General features: G+C 68.7%; 20 protein-coding genes and 1 tRNA gene. 9 read left to right on the top strand and 12 right to left on the bottom strand.

Annotated elements, in window-relative coordinates; all coding sequences use genetic code 11:
- On the top strand, positions 1–813 hold the full coding sequence (locus MR1_RS03935; RefSeq protein ID WP_067243378.1) for a TrmH family RNA methyltransferase: 813 nt from the start codon (positions 1–3) through the stop codon (positions 811–813).
- Between the two features lie 36 nt (positions 814–849).
- On the opposite strand, the gene MR1_RS03930 is transcribed toward MR1_RS03935, so the two are convergent.
- Positions 850–1,563, bottom strand: coding sequence for a tyrosine-protein phosphatase (locus tag MR1_RS03930; protein WP_067243377.1), 714 nt, complete (start codon positions 1,561–1,563; stop codon positions 850–852).
- A 243-nt stretch (positions 1,564–1,806) separates the two neighbouring features.
- On the opposite strand from MR1_RS03930, the gene MR1_RS19265 reads away from it, so the two are divergent.
- From MR1_RS19265 to MR1_RS03915, 4 genes are all read left to right on the top strand, one after another.
- Complete coding sequence (locus MR1_RS19265) at positions 1,807–2,289, top strand: NUDIX hydrolase (RefSeq protein ID WP_084344356.1); 483 nt, start codon at positions 1,807–1,809, stop codon at positions 2,287–2,289.
- A gap of 233 nt (positions 2,290–2,522) precedes the next feature.
- Positions 2,523–2,912, top strand: a complete 390-nt coding sequence (locus MR1_RS03925; protein ID WP_067243376.1) for a GNAT family N-acetyltransferase — start codon at positions 2,523–2,525, stop codon at positions 2,910–2,912.
- A gap of 90 nt (positions 2,913–3,002) precedes the next feature.
- Positions 3,003–3,371, top strand: coding sequence for a hypothetical protein (locus MR1_RS19990; RefSeq protein ID WP_067243375.1), 369 nt, complete (start codon positions 3,003–3,005; stop codon positions 3,369–3,371).
- Positions 3,358–3,903: a GNAT family N-acetyltransferase gene (locus MR1_RS03915; RefSeq protein WP_067243374.1), complete on the top strand. Its 546-nt coding sequence runs from the start codon at positions 3,358–3,360 to the stop codon at positions 3,901–3,903. Before MR1_RS19990 ends, MR1_RS03915 begins: the two co-directional genes overlap by 14 nt.
- A 22-nt stretch (positions 3,904–3,925) precedes the next feature.
- On the opposite strand, the gene MR1_RS03910 is transcribed toward MR1_RS03915, so the two are convergent.
- Positions 3,926–4,654 carry a formylglycine-generating enzyme family protein gene (locus MR1_RS03910; protein ID WP_067243417.1) on the bottom strand — a complete coding sequence of 243 codons (729 nt, stop codon included), beginning with the start codon at positions 4,652–4,654 and terminating at the stop codon, positions 3,926–3,928.
- Between the two features lie 75 nt (positions 4,655–4,729).
- Here MR1_RS03910 and MR1_RS03905 point away from each other — a divergent pair, with 75 nt between their 5' ends.
- Positions 4,730–5,230 (top strand): DUF2127 domain-containing protein, encoded by a 501-nt coding sequence (locus tag MR1_RS03905; protein ID WP_067243373.1) that lies wholly within the window; start codon positions 4,730–4,732, stop codon positions 5,228–5,230.
- Positions 5,231–5,420: 190 nt separating this feature from the next.
- On the opposite strand, the gene yczE is transcribed toward MR1_RS03905, so the two are convergent.
- The 5 genes from yczE to polA form a co-directional block, all read right to left on the bottom strand.
- Positions 5,421–6,074: a membrane protein YczE gene (gene yczE, locus MR1_RS03900; protein WP_157517890.1), complete on the bottom strand. Its 654-nt coding sequence runs from the start codon at positions 6,072–6,074 to the stop codon at positions 5,421–5,423.
- A complete protein-coding gene (locus tag MR1_RS03895) occupies positions 6,071–6,847 on the bottom strand; it encodes an SGNH/GDSL hydrolase family protein (RefSeq protein WP_067243372.1) in 777 nt (258 codons plus the stop codon). Before MR1_RS03895 ends, yczE begins: the two co-directional genes overlap by 4 nt.
- 73 nt (positions 6,848–6,920) lie before the next feature.
- Positions 6,921–7,961 (bottom strand): LLM class flavin-dependent oxidoreductase, encoded by a 1,041-nt coding sequence (locus tag MR1_RS03890; protein WP_067243371.1) that lies wholly within the window; start codon positions 7,959–7,961, stop codon positions 6,921–6,923.
- 93 nt (positions 7,962–8,054) lie between these two features.
- A complete protein-coding gene (locus MR1_RS03885) occupies positions 8,055–9,740 on the bottom strand; it encodes a DUF885 domain-containing protein (RefSeq protein ID WP_067243370.1) in 1,686 nt (561 codons plus the stop codon).
- A gap of 20 nt (positions 9,741–9,760) precedes the next feature.
- Positions 9,761–12,394 (bottom strand): DNA polymerase I, encoded by a 2,634-nt coding sequence (gene polA / locus MR1_RS03880; protein ID WP_067243369.1) that lies wholly within the window; start codon positions 12,392–12,394, stop codon positions 9,761–9,763.
- A 45-nt stretch (positions 12,395–12,439) separates the two neighbouring features.
- Between polA and MR1_RS03875 the strand changes: the two genes are divergently transcribed.
- Entirely contained in the window at positions 12,440–12,868 is a 429-nt protein-coding gene (locus MR1_RS03875; RefSeq protein WP_067243368.1) for a hotdog fold thioesterase, read from the top strand.
- A gap of 13 nt (positions 12,869–12,881) precedes the next feature.
- Here MR1_RS03875 and MR1_RS03870 read toward each other — a convergent pair whose 3' ends face one another.
- From MR1_RS03870 to MR1_RS03860, 3 genes are all read right to left on the bottom strand, one after another.
- Complete coding sequence (locus MR1_RS03870; protein ID WP_157517889.1) at positions 12,882–13,109, bottom strand: hypothetical protein; 228 nt, start codon at positions 13,107–13,109, stop codon at positions 12,882–12,884.
- A 71-nt stretch (positions 13,110–13,180) separates the two neighbouring features.
- Entirely contained in the window at positions 13,181–13,720 is a 540-nt protein-coding gene (locus tag MR1_RS03865; protein WP_067243366.1) for a GNAT family N-acetyltransferase, read from the bottom strand.
- 2 nt (positions 13,721–13,722) lie between these two features.
- Positions 13,723–14,349: an ANTAR domain-containing response regulator gene (locus MR1_RS03860; protein ID WP_067243365.1), complete on the bottom strand. Its 627-nt coding sequence runs from the start codon at positions 14,347–14,349 to the stop codon at positions 13,723–13,725.
- Positions 14,350–14,442: 93 nt separating this feature from the next.
- On the opposite strand from MR1_RS03860, the gene MR1_RS03855 reads away from it, so the two are divergent.
- Both MR1_RS03855 and MR1_RS03850 read left to right on the top strand, forming a co-directional pair.
- A complete protein-coding gene (locus MR1_RS03855) occupies positions 14,443–14,952 on the top strand; it encodes a GNAT family N-acetyltransferase (protein ID WP_067243364.1) in 510 nt (169 codons plus the stop codon).
- A 561-nt stretch (positions 14,953–15,513) separates the two neighbouring features.
- Positions 15,514–16,644, top strand: a complete 1,131-nt coding sequence (locus MR1_RS03850) for a radical SAM protein (protein ID WP_084344352.1) — start codon at positions 15,514–15,516, stop codon at positions 16,642–16,644.
- 107 nt (positions 16,645–16,751) lie between these two features.
- On the opposite strand, the gene MR1_RS03845 is transcribed toward MR1_RS03850, so the two are convergent.
- Positions 16,752–16,834, bottom strand: a tRNA-Leu gene (locus MR1_RS03845).
- 84 nt (positions 16,835–16,918) lie between these two features.
- Positions 16,919–18,367, bottom strand: coding sequence for a pyruvate kinase (gene pyk, locus MR1_RS03840; RefSeq protein ID WP_067243363.1), 1,449 nt, complete (start codon positions 18,365–18,367; stop codon positions 16,919–16,921).
- Between the last annotated feature and the right edge of the window lie 31 nt (positions 18,368–18,398).

Here is an 18,398-nt window from a genome sequence, read left to right as displayed (position 1 = left end):
ATGGGCGATCTCCGGATCACGGTGCGCAACGCACGGTTCCAGCTCATCGAGGCGCTGGTGCACAATCGCAACCGGCGCCTGCGCGAGCGGCGCTTCGTCGTCCAGGGCGTCCGGCCGATCAGCCAGGCCATCGCCCACGGCTGGACGATCGAGACGCTCATCCGCGATGGGGAGCGCCCCCTGTCGGAATGGGCGTCGGAGACTCTGGATCACGCGGGCGAGGTGATCCGGATGAGCGGGGAGCTGCTCGCGGAGCTCTCCGGGAAGGAGGCCGGCGCGAGCGAGCTGGTTGCCATCGTGACGATGCCGGACGACGCCCTGAGCCGGATCCCCGTGACGGAGGACTTCCTCGGCATGGTGTTCGACCGTCCGACGCAGCCGGGGAACATCGGCGCCATCCTGCGGTCCATGGATGCGTTCGGCGGTCACGGCCTCGTGGTGTCGGGCCACGCCGCCGACCCGTACGATCCGAAGTCCGTCCGCGCGTCGACGGGCTCCCTGTTCGCGACACCGGTGGTGCGCGCGCCGGCTCAAGGTGCGGTCATGGAGTGGGTCGCGCAAGCGCGGGCGTCGGGCACTCCGGTGACGCTCGTCGCGACCGACGAAGAGGGCGACGTCGACATCTGGGACCACGATCTGACCAGCCCGACCCTCGTGCTGATCGGCAACGAGACGACGGGACTCGCCCGGGGCTGGCGCGAGGCAGCGGACGTGACGGTCCGGATTCCCATGCGCGGCTCGGCGAGCTCGCTCAACGCCGCCAACGCGGCGTCGCTCCTGCTCTACGAGGCCTCTCGCCAGCGGGCCCGCTGACAGAAGGCAGGGGAGCACGTCTCTCGCGGGTGTCGGTCACCGCCCGGCGACGGAGCCTCGCCAGGTCTCGATGGCGGTCCGCGATTCCGGCGCGAGATGTCCGCGGGCGAACCACGCGTCGAGGTCCAGGTTCTCGTACATCTCACGGAACGCGGAGCTCGCGGTGTGGCCGAAGCGGCGGAGGACCTCGCGACGTTCATCCGCGTGGAACGGGCGCCCGTGGAGGGCCGCCATGGCGTCGGCGTTCTCGAAGGAGCCGAGGTAATCCGAGACGGCCGCATCCGCCGTGACATCGAGGGCTCGAAGCAGCACCGCGGCGACGAGACCGGTCCGGTCCCAGCCGGCCGCACAGTGGAAGAGCACGGCGCCGTCATCGGCGGTCGCGATCGCGCTCAGGACAGAGGCGAGCCTGTCCGGAAGCGTCCGGAGGTGGTCGAGGTAGTAGAGCGGCGTGCCCCAACGCCCGTCTTCTTCGTAGGCCTTCCAGAAGGCGGCTTCGTCCCCGTCGAGGTCCACACGGAGGTGGTTCATCCTCGACGGGACATACCCGGTGTGCTCATCAGGGCGCCGCAGATCGATCACCGTCCGCACGCCGTGCGCGTGAAGCGCCGCCCAGCCCGCGTCATCCAGACGATCGAGCGCCTCGGTGCGCACGAAGACGCCCGTCGGGGTGATCGTCCCGTCGGCGCGGGCAAGGCCCCCGAGATCTCGGGCGTTGGCGAGTCCAGGGATTCGCAGGCGGCGCGGCATGCACACCAGTCTGTCATCGTCGGCAGAGCGTCCGCTGATGTCACGGACCGACCGTCGACGGGACGACGGACTCTCCGCGGCGGGGAACCCGGCTGTAGAGGCGGCGCGTCAACGAGCGGTTCTCCTCTGCGGGATACGATCTATCGATGCGGGGACCTGATCAGCAGAGCATCGACGCTCGCATCCAGCGCTATTACAACGACCTCTTCGATGAGGACACACGATTGACCGAATGATAAGGCTATGCCAGCTGATCGCTCCTACATCCGAGTGAAGGCCATGATCGTCGCGCCGAATGATGACGGCTCTCGCCACCTTGTGAGCAGAAACGCCCCGACCAGCGAGAATCCGCTGGGCTATCACCGTCTGATCGGCGGCAGTGTCGAACTGGGGGAGACACACCAGGAGGCAATAATCCGCGAGGTGGATGAGGAACTTGGAGCCCGCATTCTCAACCTCACCCACCTGGGCATAGTCGAGAACATCTTTCGCTACAACGGCGAGCTCGGGCACGAAATCGTCGCTCTTTACACCGGCAAATTGGAGCCGGCACCCGCTGACGAAGGTGGGACGCTTACGGAGTCGGACGGCTCAGTCGTTCCCGTTGTTTGGCGGCCATTCGAGGACACCAACGTGGCAGTACCGCTTTACCCTGCAGGGGCAAACGATTGGATTCGCGAGCGGTTCCGTCTTACCGCGCGAGGTCAAGACCCGTCCTGCGAGTAGATCGCGACCCTGCCTGACGGCCGTGTACGTCACGTGTCTGCGGAGGAACGCCGAAGGCGCGCCGGCAAGGAGCAAAGTGCGCACGTTCGCGCCAGGCCGGGATACGAGCGGAGCACCGTGGAAACCCTCGCCGATTCGTGCTACACGCTGGTGTTCAATCGAGACCCTGAAAGAACCGGTGCAAGTTGCTGGGGCGGCCGGATCACCGTCAAGCTGTCGACTAGCCTCGGTGCATGACAGATGACCTTCGCCTCGGCATCCTCACCAAACTCACCGATGCGGACGCAGCCGCCATCCACGGCCTGCTCGGGCAACTGTCCTCATCCGCGACGTTTGACCGCGCTCGAATCCAGTCGATGATCACGCACGATGCGACGGAGCTCGTGGTGGTACGTCAGGGTGAGCAGATCGTGGGCATGGCTACTCTGGTCACGTTTCCCTTGCCGACAGGACTACGCGGGTTTGTCGAGGATGTGGTGACCGACGAGTCAGTTCGTGGACAGGGAATCGGTTTGCGCTCGTTGGACCTGACGGCCCGCTCGTCGCGTGAGGCCGCGTTGCGTCTGTACGAGGCGGTGGGGTTCGTGCGTCGGGACACGAACGTCTTGCGCTTCGTTCCCTGAGATCACGGCCCCTTCGAGCCGGCGCACATCGATTGCCGAAGCTCCGATAATGCACATTATGTCAGTTCGAACGGGGAGACCCCTCCTCTCATGATCGTCTACGCAGCGTCGTACGATCAGGAGATGCGACGTACTGCGTTGATCGTCGAGACCCCTCCGTCGAGGACCCTCGTGGCTCTTCGGCGCAGATTGGCGAGCGATGCGCCGCCGGAGTTCGGGTTCTCGCTGACGCACGTGGGATGGTTCAGTGAGAGCCTCCTCTGGATCGGCCCCGAGAGGCCAGGGTCTTTCACAGAGCTCACGGATGCCGTCGCCCGGGCGTTTCCGGGCTTCCCGCCGTATGAAGGGCGGCACGACGGCTCGGTGCAACGGATGTCCGAACGCAGCCCCGAAGCGACCTATGACGCCGAAGGGGCCGCCTCTCCCCTGCTTCACAAGGACGCACATGGCGCATGCTGAGCCGGACGTCCCCGGACGGCGGATCCATGTCACGACGGCGGCGCCGACGGAGCGGCACGCGCGATCCATATGGGACTGCTACCGCACGGTCTTCGGCGACGCGCCGGACTACTCGATCTGGGTCGAGGAAACGCTCCGGCGGCATGCGCGCCGCGATGGCTTCCGCCTGGTGAGTGCGACGGACGGCGCCACGGTCGCAGGCTTCGCTTGGGGATATATCGGTTCTCGAGGTCAGTACTGGACCGATCTCGCCGCAGGCGCCCTGTCTCCGGATGTCGCGGCGACGTGGCTCGGCGGGCACTTCGAGTTCGTCGAGCTCGGCGTCGCACCCGAGCGACGCCGGCACGGCCTCGGCCAGGCGCTGCACGACGCTCTTCTTCAGGGCGTCGATCGACCGTGCCTGCTGAGCACGATCGACGAGCCGTCGGATCCCGCGGTGCGCCTGTACGTCCGATCCGGGTGGCGACGTCTGGGCGTCCTGACGCCAGGCCGCCAGATCATGGGACGCATGCCGGAGTGGACGGCCCGCTGACCGCAGCGTCGACACCATGGTGTCAACGGCGCGGGGTCCACCCCATCGGGAGCGCTCCAAAAGTCTCGGCACGTTCCCGGTCGGCGCGCGCCGACCAGCCCTGAGCTTCGTCCTCGCCGTCGAATCCGCCTCGGGCGACGCGGAACCCCACGTCCTCATGGTGCATGCGCGGCGCCCCTCCCCGCCTCGTGGACGCCCGCACGCTCCAGGCCTCGTCGGCGAACCCTCCCCCACGGAACACCCGATAGTCGTCGTATCGAGCCGGATCGAGGAGATCCCAGCACCATTCCCACACATTTCCGAGCGTGTCGAAGAGGCCGAAGACGTTGGGCATCTTCCCACCCACGTCCTGCGGTGTCCGGACTCCGTCGAGGGCCGTCCAGGCGACGTCGGCGAGCGGGCCGTGGTGCGGGCCGACGGAACCCGCACGGCAGGCGTACTCCCACTCGGCTTCGGTCGGCAAGCGGAACCCGTCGGACGACACATCCCAGGAGACGATCTCGCCGTCGAAGCGATACGCGGGCTCGATCCCTTCCCACTCCGACGCGGCGTTGCAGAACCGAATCGCGCGCAGCCAAGGCACATCGACCGCGGGCCGTCGCGGATGCCGGGCGACGATCCCGAGAATCTCGCCCACCTGTTCCTCGGTCACCGGGAACGTGCCGATCTCGAAGGACTCCAGATCCACCGTCCATCGACGGCGTCGACGCTGGTCGTGCAGCTCCACCCGGCCAGCCGGAAGAGCGGTCATCTCGATGTCGGGCACCCCGGAACCCTATCCGACCGGCACGTACGGGGTCGTCACCGGGGTCGATACCATCGCGCTATGAAGGTCTCCCCGCAGCATCGCGTGCTCGACCGGGTGTTCGAGGTCAGCATCATCCTCAAAGGGATCAACGGCGTCCTCGAGCTGGTGGGCGGGATCGCCCTGCTGTTCATCGATCCCGTGTGGGTGCGCACGTGGTGGACCGGGCTCACGGCTCATCTGGTCGTCGGGCATGAGCACTCGTCCCTGTGGCAGTGGTTCGTTCATCTTGCGGATGCGCTGGACACGAAGGCCACCGTGTTCGCCGCGGTCTACCTGCTCCTGCACGGGGTCATCAAGGTGGTCCTCGTCTGGGCGCTGCTTCGGGAGAAGCTCTGGGCCTACCCGTGGATGATCGTCGCCCTGGGGCTCTTCATCGCGTATCAGTGCTACGAGCTCGCCGTCCACTTCAGCTGGTGGATGCTCGCTCTGACCGTGTTCGACCTGTTCATCGTCGCCCTCACGCTGCGGGAGTGGCAGCTGCACCGCCGCCGAGTGACCGCCGCCGTAGTCGCGGGCTGACCGGCCGGAGAACTACGGGAGCTGGGCGAACTGCTCCGCGCCACTGTACATCCCGGTGTTCACTCCCCCGGCCGGTGGCGCGAGGACGCGGCACTCGCCCGCACGGAGGAACCTCGCTCCGACGGACAGCTTCCGATGCACCGTCCGCCGGGATGCGCGATCAGCGCGGCGGGGACCAGCGCGACGAATGTCAGGCGGGCCGCGGTGCGCCAGGAGCGCCGTCGGTACCGGGCACTCCCCCGGCGAGCCGGACCGTGAACATGCGGAGGAAGAGCTGGCAGAGGGGCCCGACGAGCAGCGCGAACGCCACCGTCCCGGCGCCCACCGTGCCGCCGAGGACCCAGCCGATCGCGACCACGACCACCTCGATTCCGGTGCGCACGATCCAGATCGGCCACCCCGTGCGACGGTGCAGCCCGGTCATCAGCCCGTCTCGCGGCCCGGGACCGAAATGCGCACCGATGTAGAGTCCGGTGGCTGCCGACAGCACCAGCAGACCGACGAGGAACAGGAGGATCTGCAGCCACAGGTCCTCCGCGACGGGGATGACCAGGAACCCGACGTCCGCCGCGGGCCCCACCAGGAGCGCGTTGAGCAGGGTGCCGATCCCCGGCCGCTGGCGGAGCGGGATCCACAGCAGGAGGACGACGATGCTGACGAGGATCGTGATGACGCCGAACGTCAGCGGCACATGATGCGACAGCCCCTGGCTGAGCACGTCCCACGGTGCGGCGCCGAGGCCGGCGCGGACGATGAAAGCGATGCCGATCCCGTAGAGGAACAGGCCGACGACGAGCTGGGTGATCCTGCGCGGGAGTCGTCGACCGGCGAACCGGCCGGTCACGCGGCATCCGTGCGACCGCGCGGCGTGACCTCCACCCAGGCAGGGTGCTTGGGCGGGCGGCCGTCGCCGGAGGACCGTCCGGTGAGGCGGCGACCGATCCACGGGCCGACGTGCGCCCGATAGTACTGCCAGGACGTCATCGCCGCGCGCGCCGCGGCCTCCGAGGGGCGCCACCAGGACTCCGGCGGTTCGAGTCCCAGAGCCTCCAGGACGCGTGCGGCCACGCGGTGATGGCCGTGCGCGTTCATGTGCAGGCGGTCGTCGGCCCAGTACTGCGACGCGCTGAGTTCCCGATCCGGCCAGTTCAGAGCGCGGATCACGTCCGGGCGATCCTGGATCCTCCGGAGGACCGCGGCGGAGAGTTCGTCCCCACGGCGCTGGATCAGGTCCCCCATCGGCAACTGCCCCGACGGATTGGCTCCGGACAGGACGATCAGCGTCGTCCCCGTCTCGTCGCATCGGCGCAGCACGCGCGTGAACGCGTCCGCGATGTGCTCGACGTCCGTCCGGGGACGGAGCATGTCGTTGCCGCCGGCGTTGAACGACAGATGCGTCGGTCCCAGCGCCAGCGCCGGCTCCAGCTGCTCCTCCACGACGGGCCACGCGAGCTTCCCGCGGATCGCGAGGTTCGCATAGGAGATCGGTACACCGATCTGATCCGCCCACCCCTGCGCGACGAGATCCGCCCAGCCGCGCACACGGCCGTCCGGCAGCTCGTCGCCCACCCCCTCGCTGAAGGAGTCTCCGATGGCGACATAGCGGACGGTGGTCATCCTCTCAGCCTACGGCGTGGGAGGAGCATGAGCATGCGTGCGGCGCCGGTCGCTAGGCGCCGTCCGCGCCCGATCAAGCGTCCGCGAGAAGACGCCGGACCCGAGGGATGACCTCGGCCCCGTAGAGCTCGATGCTGCGCATCATCGCCTCGTGCGAGAGCGTCCCCGTGGCGTACTTGAGGTCGAACCGACCGATCCCCAGCGTCGTGATCGTGTCCGCGATCTTCCGCGCGACGCGATCCGGAGAGCCGCTGTAGACCGCGCCCGCGGGACCCACCTCCTGCTGGAACTGCGCCCTGCTGTACGGACCCCAGCCGCGTTCCGCCCCGATGGTGTTGCGCATCTCCTCGAAGCCGGGGTACGCGGTGTCCCAGGCCTCGTCGTCCGTGTCCGCGATGTGGCCGGGCGAATGCACGGAGACGGGGTGCTCGGTCGTGCCGAAGCTGCGCACGGAGCGGTGGTACAGGTCGACGAACGGCCGGAACCGCGCCGCCGGCCCACCGATGATCGCCAGCATCAGACCGAGGCCATGACGCGCGACCCGGACCACGGACTCCGGGCTGCCGCCCACGCCCACCCAGGTGCGCAGCCCGTTCGCGGTCTTGGGGTGCACATCGGCGTTCTCCAGCGGGGCGCGCATCGTCCCCGACCAGGTCACCGGCTCCTCCTTGAGGAGCTCGACGAACAGCTCCAGCTTCTCCTCGAACAGGGTGTCGTAGTCGCGCAGGTCGTACCCGAACAGCGGGAAGGACTCGACGAACGATCCGCGGCCGAGCACGACTTCCGCGCGCCCGTCCGACAGCGCGTCGAGGGTGGCGAAGCGTTCGTAGACGCGGACGGGGTCGTCGGACGAGAGCACGGTGACGGCGGTGCCGAGGCGGATCCGGGAGGTCCGAGCGGCGATCGAGGCCAGCACCATCTCGGGCGACGACACCGCGAACTCCGGGCGATGATGCTCCCCGATGCCGAAGAAGTCCACGCCGACGGCGTCGGCGAGCTCGGCCTCGGCGACGATGTTGCGGATGGTCTCCGCAGCGGTGAGCAGCTCCCCCTCGGGTGTACGGGTCACGTCTCCGAACGTGTCCAGCCCGAACTCGATGTCCTTCGCGTCCATGGATCGCCCTTCCTATTCAGGTGCATAAACCTCGGGAAGGGCCCGCGCATTCCCGCTGCCGGCGGCGAGTCCTGGCAGCGGGAACGCATCGGCTCACCCCGCGTCGAAGACCGAGCGCAGGGTGTCGAGGCCGACCCCGCCGATGTCGAGCGCCCGCTTGTGGAACGCCTTGATGTCGAACGCGTCGCCCTCGGCCGCCTTGACGTGATCGCGGACCTGCTCCCAGATGCGCTGGCCGACCTTGTAGGAGGGCGCCTGCCCGGGCCAGCCGAGGTAGCGGTTCACCTCGAACTGCCGGAACTCGTCCGACATGTTCACGTTCCGGCGCATCATGTCGAGGGCGTAGTCGTGGTCCCAGACGCCCTCGCCGTCCAGACGGGGCTTGCGCAGGTGGACGCCGATGTCGAGGACCACGCGCAGGGCCCGCATTCGCTGTCCGTCCAGCATGCCCAGCCGATCGGCCGGATCGTCGAGGTAGCCGAGCTGCTCCATGAGCCGCTCGGCGTACAGCGCCCAGCCCTCCGCGTGGCCGGAGGTGCCCGCGAGCACCCGGCGCCAGGTGTTCAGCTCGGCGCGATTGTAGGTCGCCTGCGCGATCTGCAGATGATGGCCGGGAACGCCCTCGTGGTAGACCGTGGTGAGCTCGCGCCAGGTGTCGAACTCGGTGACGCCCTCGGGGACGGACCACCACATGCGGCCCGGACGGGAGAAGTCGTCCGTCGGACCGGTGTAGTAGATGCCGCCCTCCTGAGTCGGCGCGATCATGCACTCCAGCCGTCGGATCTGCTCCGGGATGTCGAAGTGCGTCGCCCCGAGCTCGGCGATCGCCCGGTCGCTCGTCTCCTGCATCCAGCGCTGCAGAGCCTCGGTGCCGACGAGCTTGCGCGCGGGATCCGCCTCGAGGTGCGCGACGGCCTTCTCCACGGTCGCGCCGGGCAGGATCTCGTGCGCGATCGCCGTCTGCTCGGCGATCATCCGATCGAGCTCCTCGCGCCCCCATTCGTAGGTCTCGTCCAGGTCGACCGTGGCCCCCAGGAATCGCCGGGACGCGAGCGCGTAGAGCTCCCGGCCGACGGCGTCATCGTCTGCCGCGACCGGTGCGAGCTCCGTCGTGAGGAACGTGCGCAGCTCGTCGTAGGCCACGCGCGCGGCGGCCGAGCTCTCCCCCAGCTCACGGGCGAGGGACGCCGGAAGCTGCCCGGTCTCGGGCGCCGCTTCGGCGACGAAGCCCGCGAAGAAGCCGTCGTCGGCCGTGTAGCGGGCGATCTGGGTGGCCACCTCGACGACCTGTCGACGTGCGGGGACGACGCCCTGCGCGATCCCTTCACGCAGGGTCGCCACATATCCGCCGAGCGCTTCGGGGACGGCGGACAGACGCTCGGCGATCACCGCCCAGTCATCCGCCGTGGCCGTCGGCATGAGGTCGAACGCCTGACGGAAGTCCTGCGCGGCCGACGCGATGACGTTGAGGTCGCGCAGGTGCCACCGGGCGGCGTCGAACTCGAGTTCGAGGCGCAGCTCGGCGCTCAGGTCCGCTTTCGTGACCTCGTCCACGTGGTCCGCAGGCTCCAGGGCCTCGAGCGCGTCGAGGGCGCGCCGAGTCTGTTCGATCGTGTGCGCGTGGCCGTCGGGGCTCAGATCGTCCAGCCGGCCGTTGGCCTCGTTGCGGCCGATGTAGGTCGCCAGGGTCGGCGAGAGCTCGACGAGCGTGTCCACCCACTTCTCGGCCACCTGGTCGATGGCCGAAGGGGTGCGCGGGGCGGGTGTCTGTTCCGTCATGGACACGAGCGTAGCGCCGGTCAGTGCGCGGCCTCGTTCCAATCCGCTCCGCGTCCGACCTGCACGTCGAGGGGTACCGACAGCGTCGCAGCGCCGCTCATGCGGTCGCGCACGATCTCCTCGACCGCGTCCCACTCCCCCGGCGCGACCTCGACCACGAGTTCGTCGTGGATCTGCAGGAGCACGCGGGATCCGAGCCCACGGTCGAGGAGATCCGCGTGGATCCGGAACAGTGCGATCTTCATGATGTCGGCGGCGCTGCCCTGGATGGGCGCGTTGAGGGCGGCGCGCTCGGCGTTCTCGCGCAGGACGCGGTTGGGGCTGGAGAGGTCGGGGAAGGGGCGGCGGCGGCCGAAGATCGTCTCCGTGTACCCGACCTCCTTCGCCGCCATCACCGACGCGCGAAGGTAATCGCGGACCGCGCCGAAACGGGCGAAGTACTCGAGCATGAGCTGCTTGGCCTCGGCCTGCTCGATGCGCAGCTGCTTGGACAGCCCGAACGCGCTCAGACCGTACACGAGGCCGTAGGACATCGCCTTGACTTTGGTGCGCATCGCAGCGGTCACATCCTGCGGATCGACGCCGAAGACACGCGCGCCGACGAAACGATGCAGATCCTCGCCGGAGTTGAACGCCTCGATGAGCCCCTCGTCGCCGGAGAGGTGCGCCATGATCCGCATCTCGATCTGCGAGTAGTCCGCGGTGAGCAGCGACTCGAACCCGTCGCCCACTTCGAACGCGGCGCGGATCCGGCGTGACTCCTCCGTGCGCACCGGGATGTTCTGCAGGTTCGGGTCCGTGCTCGACAGGCGGCCCGTCTGGCTCCCGGTCTGCACGTAGGTGGTGTGGATCCGCCGATCCTCACGGATCGCGGTGTCCAGCGACTCGATGATCTGGCGCAGCTTCGTGGCCTCACGATGCTGCAGAAGCAAGCCCAGGAACGGGTGGGGGTTCACCTCCTGCAGGTCGGCGAGGACCGCCGCGTCCGTGGAGTAGCCGGTCTTCGTCTTGCGGGTCTTCGGGAGCTGAAGATCCTCGAAGAGCACCTCCTGCAGCTGCTTCGGGGAACCCAGGTTCACCTCCCGCCCGATGATCCCGAAGGCCTCCTGGGCGATGCGGTCGGCCCGCTCCCCGAGCTCCTTCGAGAACGACGACAGCTTGTCGTGGGAGACCGAGACACCGGCCAGTTCCATGTCCGCCAGCGCCAGCAGCGTGGGCAGCTCGATCTCCCGCAGCACGCGGTCGACATCGTCAGGGAGGTCCTCCCGCAGGGCGGCGATGACCCGCTGAGTGAACCACGACAGCTGCGCGGGCGTGGCGCCCTCGGTCTCCGGGACGAGCTGGCTCGGATCCGCGACGGGCAGCTTCTCGCCCAGGTAGCGGTCCACGAGGTCTGCGAGGGTCTTGTCCGGGAAGCTGGGGCGAAGAAGCCACCCGGCGAGCCCGGCGTCGTAGGCGAGGCCCCCGAGCCGGACGCCCGCGGTCCGCAGCGCCTTCACCTGCGGCTTCGCGTCATGGAAGAGCTTCGGCGCGTCGGATTCCAGCCAGGGCTGAAGGGAGGCCCGCACAGCATCGCTCCAGTCGGTCTCCACGAGGTCGTCACCGGAGGACAGGCCCACGCGCGACGGCACACCGGCGGCGGCGGTCAGCGTGACGGCGACCTCGCCGCTCACCCCGGAGATCCAGTCGGCGAGCACAGCGGCGTCGACCTCGCGGGCCACAGGCACGCTGACCTGCGTGGCCGGGTCCTCATGCGACTCGCCATCCGTCATCGCCTCGAAGACGCGCGGGAGAAGAGTCCGGAACTCCAGGCGCGCGAAGATGTCCCTCACCGCCTGGGCATCGATGGGCGTGACCGCGAGGTCCGCGGGACCCACAGGCAGCTCGACGTCGCGGAGCAGTCGGTTCAGCCGACGGTTGCGCCGGACGTCGTCGATGTGATCGCGGAGGTTCCCGCCCACCACGCCCTTGATCTCGTCCGCCCTGCGGAGAAGCTCGTCCAGCGAGCCGAACTGCGTGAGCCACTTGACCGCGGTCTTCTCGCCCACTTTGGGCACCCCGGGCAGGTTGTCGCTCGTCTCCCCGACCAGGGCGGCGATGTCCGGATACTGCTCCGGGCGGACGCCGTAACGCTCCTGGACGGTGACGGGGTCGTAGCGCTTGAGCTGCGACACCCCCTGCACCGAGGGATACAGCAGCGTCACCTCATCGGTGACCAGCTGGATCGTGTCCCTGTCGCCGGAGACCACGAGCACGTCATAGCCCTGCTCGGCTCCCTGCGTCGCCAGCGTGGCAAGGATGTCGTCCGCCTCGAACTGCTCCTTCGTGAGCACGGGGATCGACATCGCGGCCAGGCAGTCCTGAAGAAGCGGGATCTGACCGCGGAACTCCTGCGGCGTCTCGGAGCGGGTCGCCTTGTACTCGGCATACTCCTCGGTGCGGAAGGACTGGCGTGACGTGTCGAAGGCGATCGCCATGTGCGTCGGCCGCTCGGCCTTGATGAGGTTGACCAGCATCGAGAGGAAGCCGTAGATGGCGTTGGTGTGCTGGTTGTCCTTGGTCGTGAAGTTCTCGACCGGGAGCGCGAAGAACGCGCGGTAGGCGAGCGAATGGCCGTCCACGACCATGAGGGTAGGCTTTGCGGAGTCCGTCACCCTGCCAGCCTAACGAGGAGCACGGACACCCGCCGAGGAGGAAGAATGACCGACGCCGCCACCAGCGAGGGACTCGAGTGGGCGACGGCCCGGGGCATGGGGGCGCTCGCCGAGAAGATGGGGATGCGGTTCACGGAGTTCTCGCTCGAGCGCTGCGTAGCCACGATGCCGGTCGAGGGCAACACGCAGCCGGTGGGGCTCATGCACGGGGGCGCGTACGTCGTCCTCGGCGAATCGCTCGGCTCGATGGCCGCCAATCTCCACGCCGGCCCGGGGCGTCTCGCGGTCGGCGTCGACATCAACGCCACGCACACGCGCTCGGCCACCAGCGGTGTCGTGACCGGGGTCTGTACACCGGTGCACCTCGGGCGCAGCATCACGGTCCACGAGATCGTCATCACGGACGATCAGGGCCGCCGCTGCTCGACCATCCGCATCACGAACATGATCAAGGACGTGCCGGGAGAGGCGTGATCTCTGATCGCGGCTACGCGTTCCCGGACGGCGTTCTGAGGATCGCGATCACCTCGCTCAACTGGGCGGTCATTCCGTCCAGGCGGGTGTCGATCCCGTCCAGGCGGGTGTCGATCCCGTCAAACCGAGCGTCGTGAGCCTCCAGCCGTTTGTCCACTGCAGCGAGGAGCTCGTACAGGTCGTCGATGTCGTTCGAGTGACGCTCGATCAGAAGGTCCTTGTTCGAGGGAGCGGCGGGCATGTCCCGACGATACACCGAGCGGCGGGCGGCCCGCCGGGCGTGAGAGCGCTCTGTGGACAAGTCACACACCGTCAGCGCGAGTCCTCGAGCAAGCGCTGGAACAGCAGGTGGTCCTGCCACTCCCCCGCGATCCGCAGGTAGCGGGGAGGCAGGCCGATCCGCCGGAATCCGTTGACCTCCAGGACGCGCTGGGAGCCGACGTTGTGCACCAGCGTCGCGGCTTGGATCCGGTGCAGCCCCAGGTGTTCCTGCGCATGCGCGCGCACGTGGGAGACAGCGCGGCGCATGATGCCGCGTCCTGCGAGCGACGAGTCGATCCAGTAGCCGAGATCGGCGCTGTGGAACGCGCCGCGGACGATGTTGTTGAGGTTCACGCGCCCGAGGACGCGTCCCCCGTCGTCGAAGAGGAGGAACCTCGCGCTGCGCCCCTCGGCCGCTTCGCGCAGCGAAAGCCCGACCTGCGCCTCCTGGTGCTCGGCGGTGAAGAACGCCGGAACGCGAACCGGATCCCAGGGCTCCAAGTGCGCACGGTTACGCGCATAGGCCTTCGCGAGCTCGACGCCGTCGCCGGGACGGATCAGCCGGAGCCGGAGTCCGTCACCGAGATCCACCTCTACTTCTTGGGAGCGAGCTGCTCGATGATCGCCTTGGCGACGTCCTGCATCGTCAGGCGGCGATCCATCGACGCCTTCTGGATCCAGCGGAACGCCTCGGGCTCGCTCAGACCCATCTTCTCGTTGAGGAGGCCCTTCGCGCGGTCGACCAGCTTGCGGGTCTCGAAGCGCTCGACCATGTCGGCGACCTCGGCCTCGAGGGTGATGATCTGCTCGTGGCGGGCCAGGGCGATCTCGATCGCGGGGAGGAGATCGTTCGGGGTGAAGGGCTTCACGACGTAGGCCAGGGCGCCGGCCTCGCTCGCCCGCTCCACGAGCTCCTTCTGGCTGAACGCGGTGAGCAGCACGACCGGGGCGATGTTGCCCTTGTGCAGCTTCTCCGCCGCGCTGATCCCGTCCAGCTGGGGCATCTTGACATCCATGATGACGAGATCGGGGCGCAGCTCCGTGGCGAGCTGGACAGCCGTCTCGCCGTCCCCCGCCTCGCCGACGACGTCGAAGCCGTTGTCTCGGAGGATCTCGACGATGTCGAGACGGATCAGCGATTCGTCCTCCGCGACGACGACACGGCGGGGCGCGGTGGACGTCGGGGTCTCGGGCTGCTCAGGCTGTGCTTGCTCGGTCACGGATCCATTCTAGGGGACGCCTCTCCCTCCCGGCGGTCGCGTGCCCCGCGTCGGCCGGATCGCCGCCTGACCGTTTCGGCTATCGTTTCGATCGTGACCGGCTCCCTCCGTTCCTCGACCGCGCCGCTGACGGTGCGCCGGTTCCGGCGCTCGGACTGGGGCTGGGTCCAGCGGTGGTTCGAGGACGAGACGCTCGACCGCGAGCTCGGTCCCCTCGACGAGGAGTGGCGGGACCATGTGCTGACCGAGACCGACGGGGTCGAGCTCGTCGTCGAGGAGCCCGGTGCCGATTCCGGCACGGGCGCGCCCGTGGCGCTGATCGGGATCGTGTGGGGCGGCGCCGACCACGGGGCCGCCGGTCTCCCCCACGCCGTCACGGACCTCGCCGTGGATCCGGCGCGACGCCGCAGCTCCCTGGGACGCCGCGCACTGGACGCCGCGCTCGCATGGCCAGGACATCCCGCGAACGACGAGTGGGTCGCCTACGTGGACCAAGAGAACGCCGGCGCCTTCGCGTTCTTCACCGCCGTCGGGTGGTCCCATCAGGGCCTCGATCCGGATCCGTCCGACGAGGACGCGATGCACCGGTTCACCCGGACCTGACGACGCGAGCCTCGCCGAGAAGCGAGCGCCCGGTGCCGGTGCGCCGCCGGCGGGGAAGGGCGCCGAACGCCATCACGGACATCGCTGCGCCGGTATGATCGGGGCCGTGGAGATGATCGAGGTCGACAGAGCCTAGCCGCCGAGCATCCGGTGGCTCCTCCCCGTGCGGGCATCTCCCGCGCGCGTGATCGACCCTTCTCCGTCGCGCACAGACCCGCTCCGCGAGGCACGGATGCGTGCGTGGTGCGGTCCCCACCGGCATGTTCGTCCTGCCCGACGTCGCTTCCGTGCGGGACGCCCCGCGCGGGGCTCTCTCGCGCCGCGCGCCTCATCGGACCCCGGTCCTCCTGCCGTTGCCGCGCCCCAGAGTGCGCTCCGTCTCACGGTTCCGTCGTCGGTTGCCCTGCCAGTCCCCTGGCGCCCGCTCTCGCCGATGAAAGGCACCGCCATGTACGACCGCACCTCTCTCCCCGCCCCACGACCCGGACGCGCCCCGGGCACGACGCCGCCTCCCGGCCTGTCCCGGCCCTGCGAGATCCAGCTCCGAAAGGACGGTGGAGCATGGGCCTGTCGTTGACCACGCGGAGCCGCTGGATGCGGATCCGCGACCACCTCGCACAGTCTGGCGAGCCGTCGTTCCGGTTCGCGCAGCTCATCACCGCATGGAAAGGATCCACCGCGGAGACCTTCGCCGATGTCCACGCCCTCCCTCTCCGCCTGCGTCAGGAGCTGACGGAGACGTTCGGCGCCCTGCTGCACCCCCTCCGGGTCCTGGATCGCCAACGCGACGAACAAGTGGAGAAGGTGCTGTTCGCATCGGAGAGCGGCGCACGCATCGAGACCGTGGTCTCGCACTATCGAGACGGCTGGGACTCGATGTGCATCTCTTCCCAGGCCGGCTGCGGCCTGGGATGCACGTTCTGCGCCACCGGTGCTGTCGGGCTGATCCGCAACCTCAGCGCCGACGAGATGATCGCTCAGGTCATGCATCCCTGGTGGACCAGGGCCGAGCTGCCGAGACCGGCCAGCGTGGCCTTCATGGGCATGGGCGAGGCGCTCGCGAACCCGCACCTCTTCGATGCGCTGACGCTGCTGACGGACAGCGCGTACGCCGGCATGTCGGCGCGGAGGATCACCGTGTCCACGGTGGGGTTCGCACCGAACCTGGAGCGTCTGGTCACCGAGCATCCTCAGCTGACGATCACTCTGTCGGTGCACTCGGCGTTCCCGGAGCAGAGAGAGGGGATCATCCCCCTCGAGCGCCGATTCCCGCTCGCACAGAACCTCGACATCCTCGATCGGCACGTCGCCCTGAGCCGTCGCAAGGTCTATCTCGCGTACCTGCTGATCGCCGGTGTCAACGACAGCGAAGACCATGCCCGCGCCCTGGTCGAGCTGGTGTCCGCCCGTGCGCGGCCGGAGCTGTTCCACGTGAGCGTCATCCGCTACAACGAAGCGGCCGGCGCCGCTCCCGAGTACCGTGCGCCGTCGTCTCGCGATGTCGACGCGTTCGTCGAGACGCTGACCGCCCACGGCGTCCACGCGACCAGACGACGGCAGCTCGGTTCCCGAATCGATGCGGCCTGCGGTCAGCTGCATGCGAGATATCTCGCCCCCGGCGGCCGGGGTACGGGTGGGGGCGCCGCGTCCTCACCGGTGATCCCGCTCGCCGTCGGTCGCGGGAACGGGTGAACGCCGCCCATCGCACCGTCCGACACCGGCGGCACGCTCCCCGTCCGTGAGGGGCGGCGTGACGATGGGCCGCGATCCCTGCAGGGTTCGCGGCCCATCGCCGTCGGTGCCGGCGGTGGGACTCGAACCCACACGCCCTTTCGGACAAAGCATTTTGAGTGCTCCGCGTCTGCCATTCCGCCACGCCGGCCCGCAGACGAGCCTATCGCAGCGATGCCGGCCGCTTCGCAGGACGACGGAGGGGCGGAGCCGAAGCCCCGCCCCTCCGGACGAATCACGCCTGCGCTTTGTAGACCGGCGCCGCGCCGCCCACCGCGTCGCCCACCTTGTGGACGCGGATGTCGTTGGTCGAGCCGATGATCCCGGGAGGCGATCCGGAGATCACCACCACCTTGTCGCCCTCCGCGGCGAGTCCCTGGCCGAGAAGGTACTCGTCGACCTGGTGGAACATCATGTCCGTGTGCTCGACGACGTCGACCAGAACCGAGCGGATCCCCCAGGTGATCGCAAGGCGACGCCGGATGCTCGGCTCCGGGGTGAAGGCGAGCATCGGGATCCGGGAGCGGAGGCGGGACATACGTCGCGCCGAATCGCCCGACTGCGTGAACACGCAGATGTACTTCGCGCCGACGAACTCGGCGACCTCCTCGCCGGCGAGCGTGATGATCCCGCCCTGGGTGTGCGGCTTGTTGGTGAGCGGAAGGATCCGCTCCAGGCCGTGCTCCTCGGTGGACTCGATGATGCGCGCCATCGTCTCGACGACGACGACGGGGTACTCCCCCACGCTCGTCTCGCCGGACAGCATCACGGCGTCCGCGCCGTCCAGGACCGCGTTGGCGACGTCCGACGTCTCCGCGCGCGTGGGCACCGGGCTCGAGATCATCGACTCCAGCATCTGGGTCGCGACGATGACCGGCTTCGCGTTCTGGCGCGCGAGCTCCACGGCGCGCTTCTGCACGATCGGCACCGCCTCGAGCGGAAGCTCGACACCCAGGTCGCCGCGGGCGACCATGATGCCGTCGAAGGCCGCCACGATCTCCTCGAGGTTGTCCACCGCCTGGGGCTTCTCGATCTTCGCGAAGACGGGGACGCGGAAGCCCTCCTCCGCCATGATCTCGTGCACGCGCTCGACATCCTGCGCGTTGCGCACGAAGGACAGGGCGATCAGGTCGGCGCCCGAGCGCAGGCCCCAGCGCAGGTCCGACTCGTCCTTCTCGCTGAGCGCCGGCACGTTCACCGCGACGCCCGGAAGGTTGATGCCCTTGTTGTTCGAGACGGCGCCGGCGACGACCACGCGCGTGGTGACGACGGTGCCGTCGGTCTCGACGACCTCGACGCGCACCTTTCCGTCGTCGATGAGGAGGAAGTCCCCGGGCTTGACGTCCTGCGGCAGACCCTTGAACGTCGTGCCGGAGATCTCCCGGTTGCCGATGATGTCCTCGGTCGTGATCTTGAAGATGTCCCCGACCTCGAGCTCGTACGGGCCGCCCTCGAACTTGCCGAGCCGGATCTTCGGGCCCTGCAGATCCACGAGGATCGCGACGGCTCGCCCCGCGTCCTCTGCGGCGCGACGCACGTTCGCGTAGTTGTTGTCGTGGACGGAGTAGTCGCCGTGGCTGAGGTTCAGTCGTGCGACGTCCACCCCCGCATCGATGAGGGCCCGCACGGTCTCATACGTCGAGGTCGCGGGTCCGAGTGTGGCGACGATCTTGGCACGTCTCAAAGCTGTGTCTCCGAGTGTTCGAGGGGGATGG

Source organism: Microbacterium resistens NBRC 103078, assembly GCF_001552355.1.
Lineage (GTDB): Bacteria > Actinomycetota > Actinomycetes > Actinomycetales > Microbacteriaceae > Microbacterium > Microbacterium resistens.
Note: the sequence above shows the minus strand (reverse complement) of the source record. Positions and strands in the feature narration are given on the sequence as shown.

Coding starts and splice junctions, on each gene's coding strand:
- MR1_RS03935 (WP_067243378.1), top strand. CDS start 1: ATGGGCGATCTCCGGATCACGGTGCGCAACGCACGGTTCCAGCTCATC.
- MR1_RS03930 (WP_067243377.1), bottom strand. CDS start 1,563: ATGCCGCGCCGCCTGCGAATCCCTGGACTCGCCAACGCCCGAGATCTC.
- MR1_RS19265 (WP_084344356.1), top strand. CDS start 1,807: ATGCCAGCTGATCGCTCCTACATCCGAGTGAAGGCCATGATCGTCGCG.
- MR1_RS03925 (WP_067243376.1), top strand. CDS start 2,523: ATGACAGATGACCTTCGCCTCGGCATCCTCACCAAACTCACCGATGCG.
- MR1_RS19990 (WP_067243375.1), top strand. CDS start 3,003: ATGATCGTCTACGCAGCGTCGTACGATCAGGAGATGCGACGTACTGCG.
- MR1_RS03915 (WP_067243374.1), top strand. CDS start 3,358: ATGGCGCATGCTGAGCCGGACGTCCCCGGACGGCGGATCCATGTCACG.
- MR1_RS03910 (WP_067243417.1), bottom strand. CDS start 4,654: ATGACCGCTCTTCCGGCTGGCCGGGTGGAGCTGCACGACCAGCGTCGA.
- MR1_RS03905 (WP_067243373.1), top strand. CDS start 4,730: ATGAAGGTCTCCCCGCAGCATCGCGTGCTCGACCGGGTGTTCGAGGTC.
- MR1_RS03895 (WP_067243372.1), bottom strand. CDS start 6,847: ATGACCACCGTCCGCTATGTCGCCATCGGAGACTCCTTCAGCGAGGGG.
- MR1_RS03890 (WP_067243371.1), bottom strand. CDS start 7,961: ATGGACGCGAAGGACATCGAGTTCGGGCTGGACACGTTCGGAGACGTG.
- MR1_RS03885 (WP_067243370.1), bottom strand. CDS start 9,740: ATGACGGAACAGACACCCGCCCCGCGCACCCCTTCGGCCATCGACCAG.
- MR1_RS03875 (WP_067243368.1), top strand. CDS start 12,440: ATGACCGACGCCGCCACCAGCGAGGGACTCGAGTGGGCGACGGCCCGG.
- MR1_RS03870 (WP_157517889.1), bottom strand. CDS start 13,109: ATGCCCGCCGCTCCCTCGAACAAGGACCTTCTGATCGAGCGTCACTCG.
- MR1_RS03850 (WP_084344352.1), top strand. CDS start 15,514: ATGGGCCTGTCGTTGACCACGCGGAGCCGCTGGATGCGGATCCGCGAC.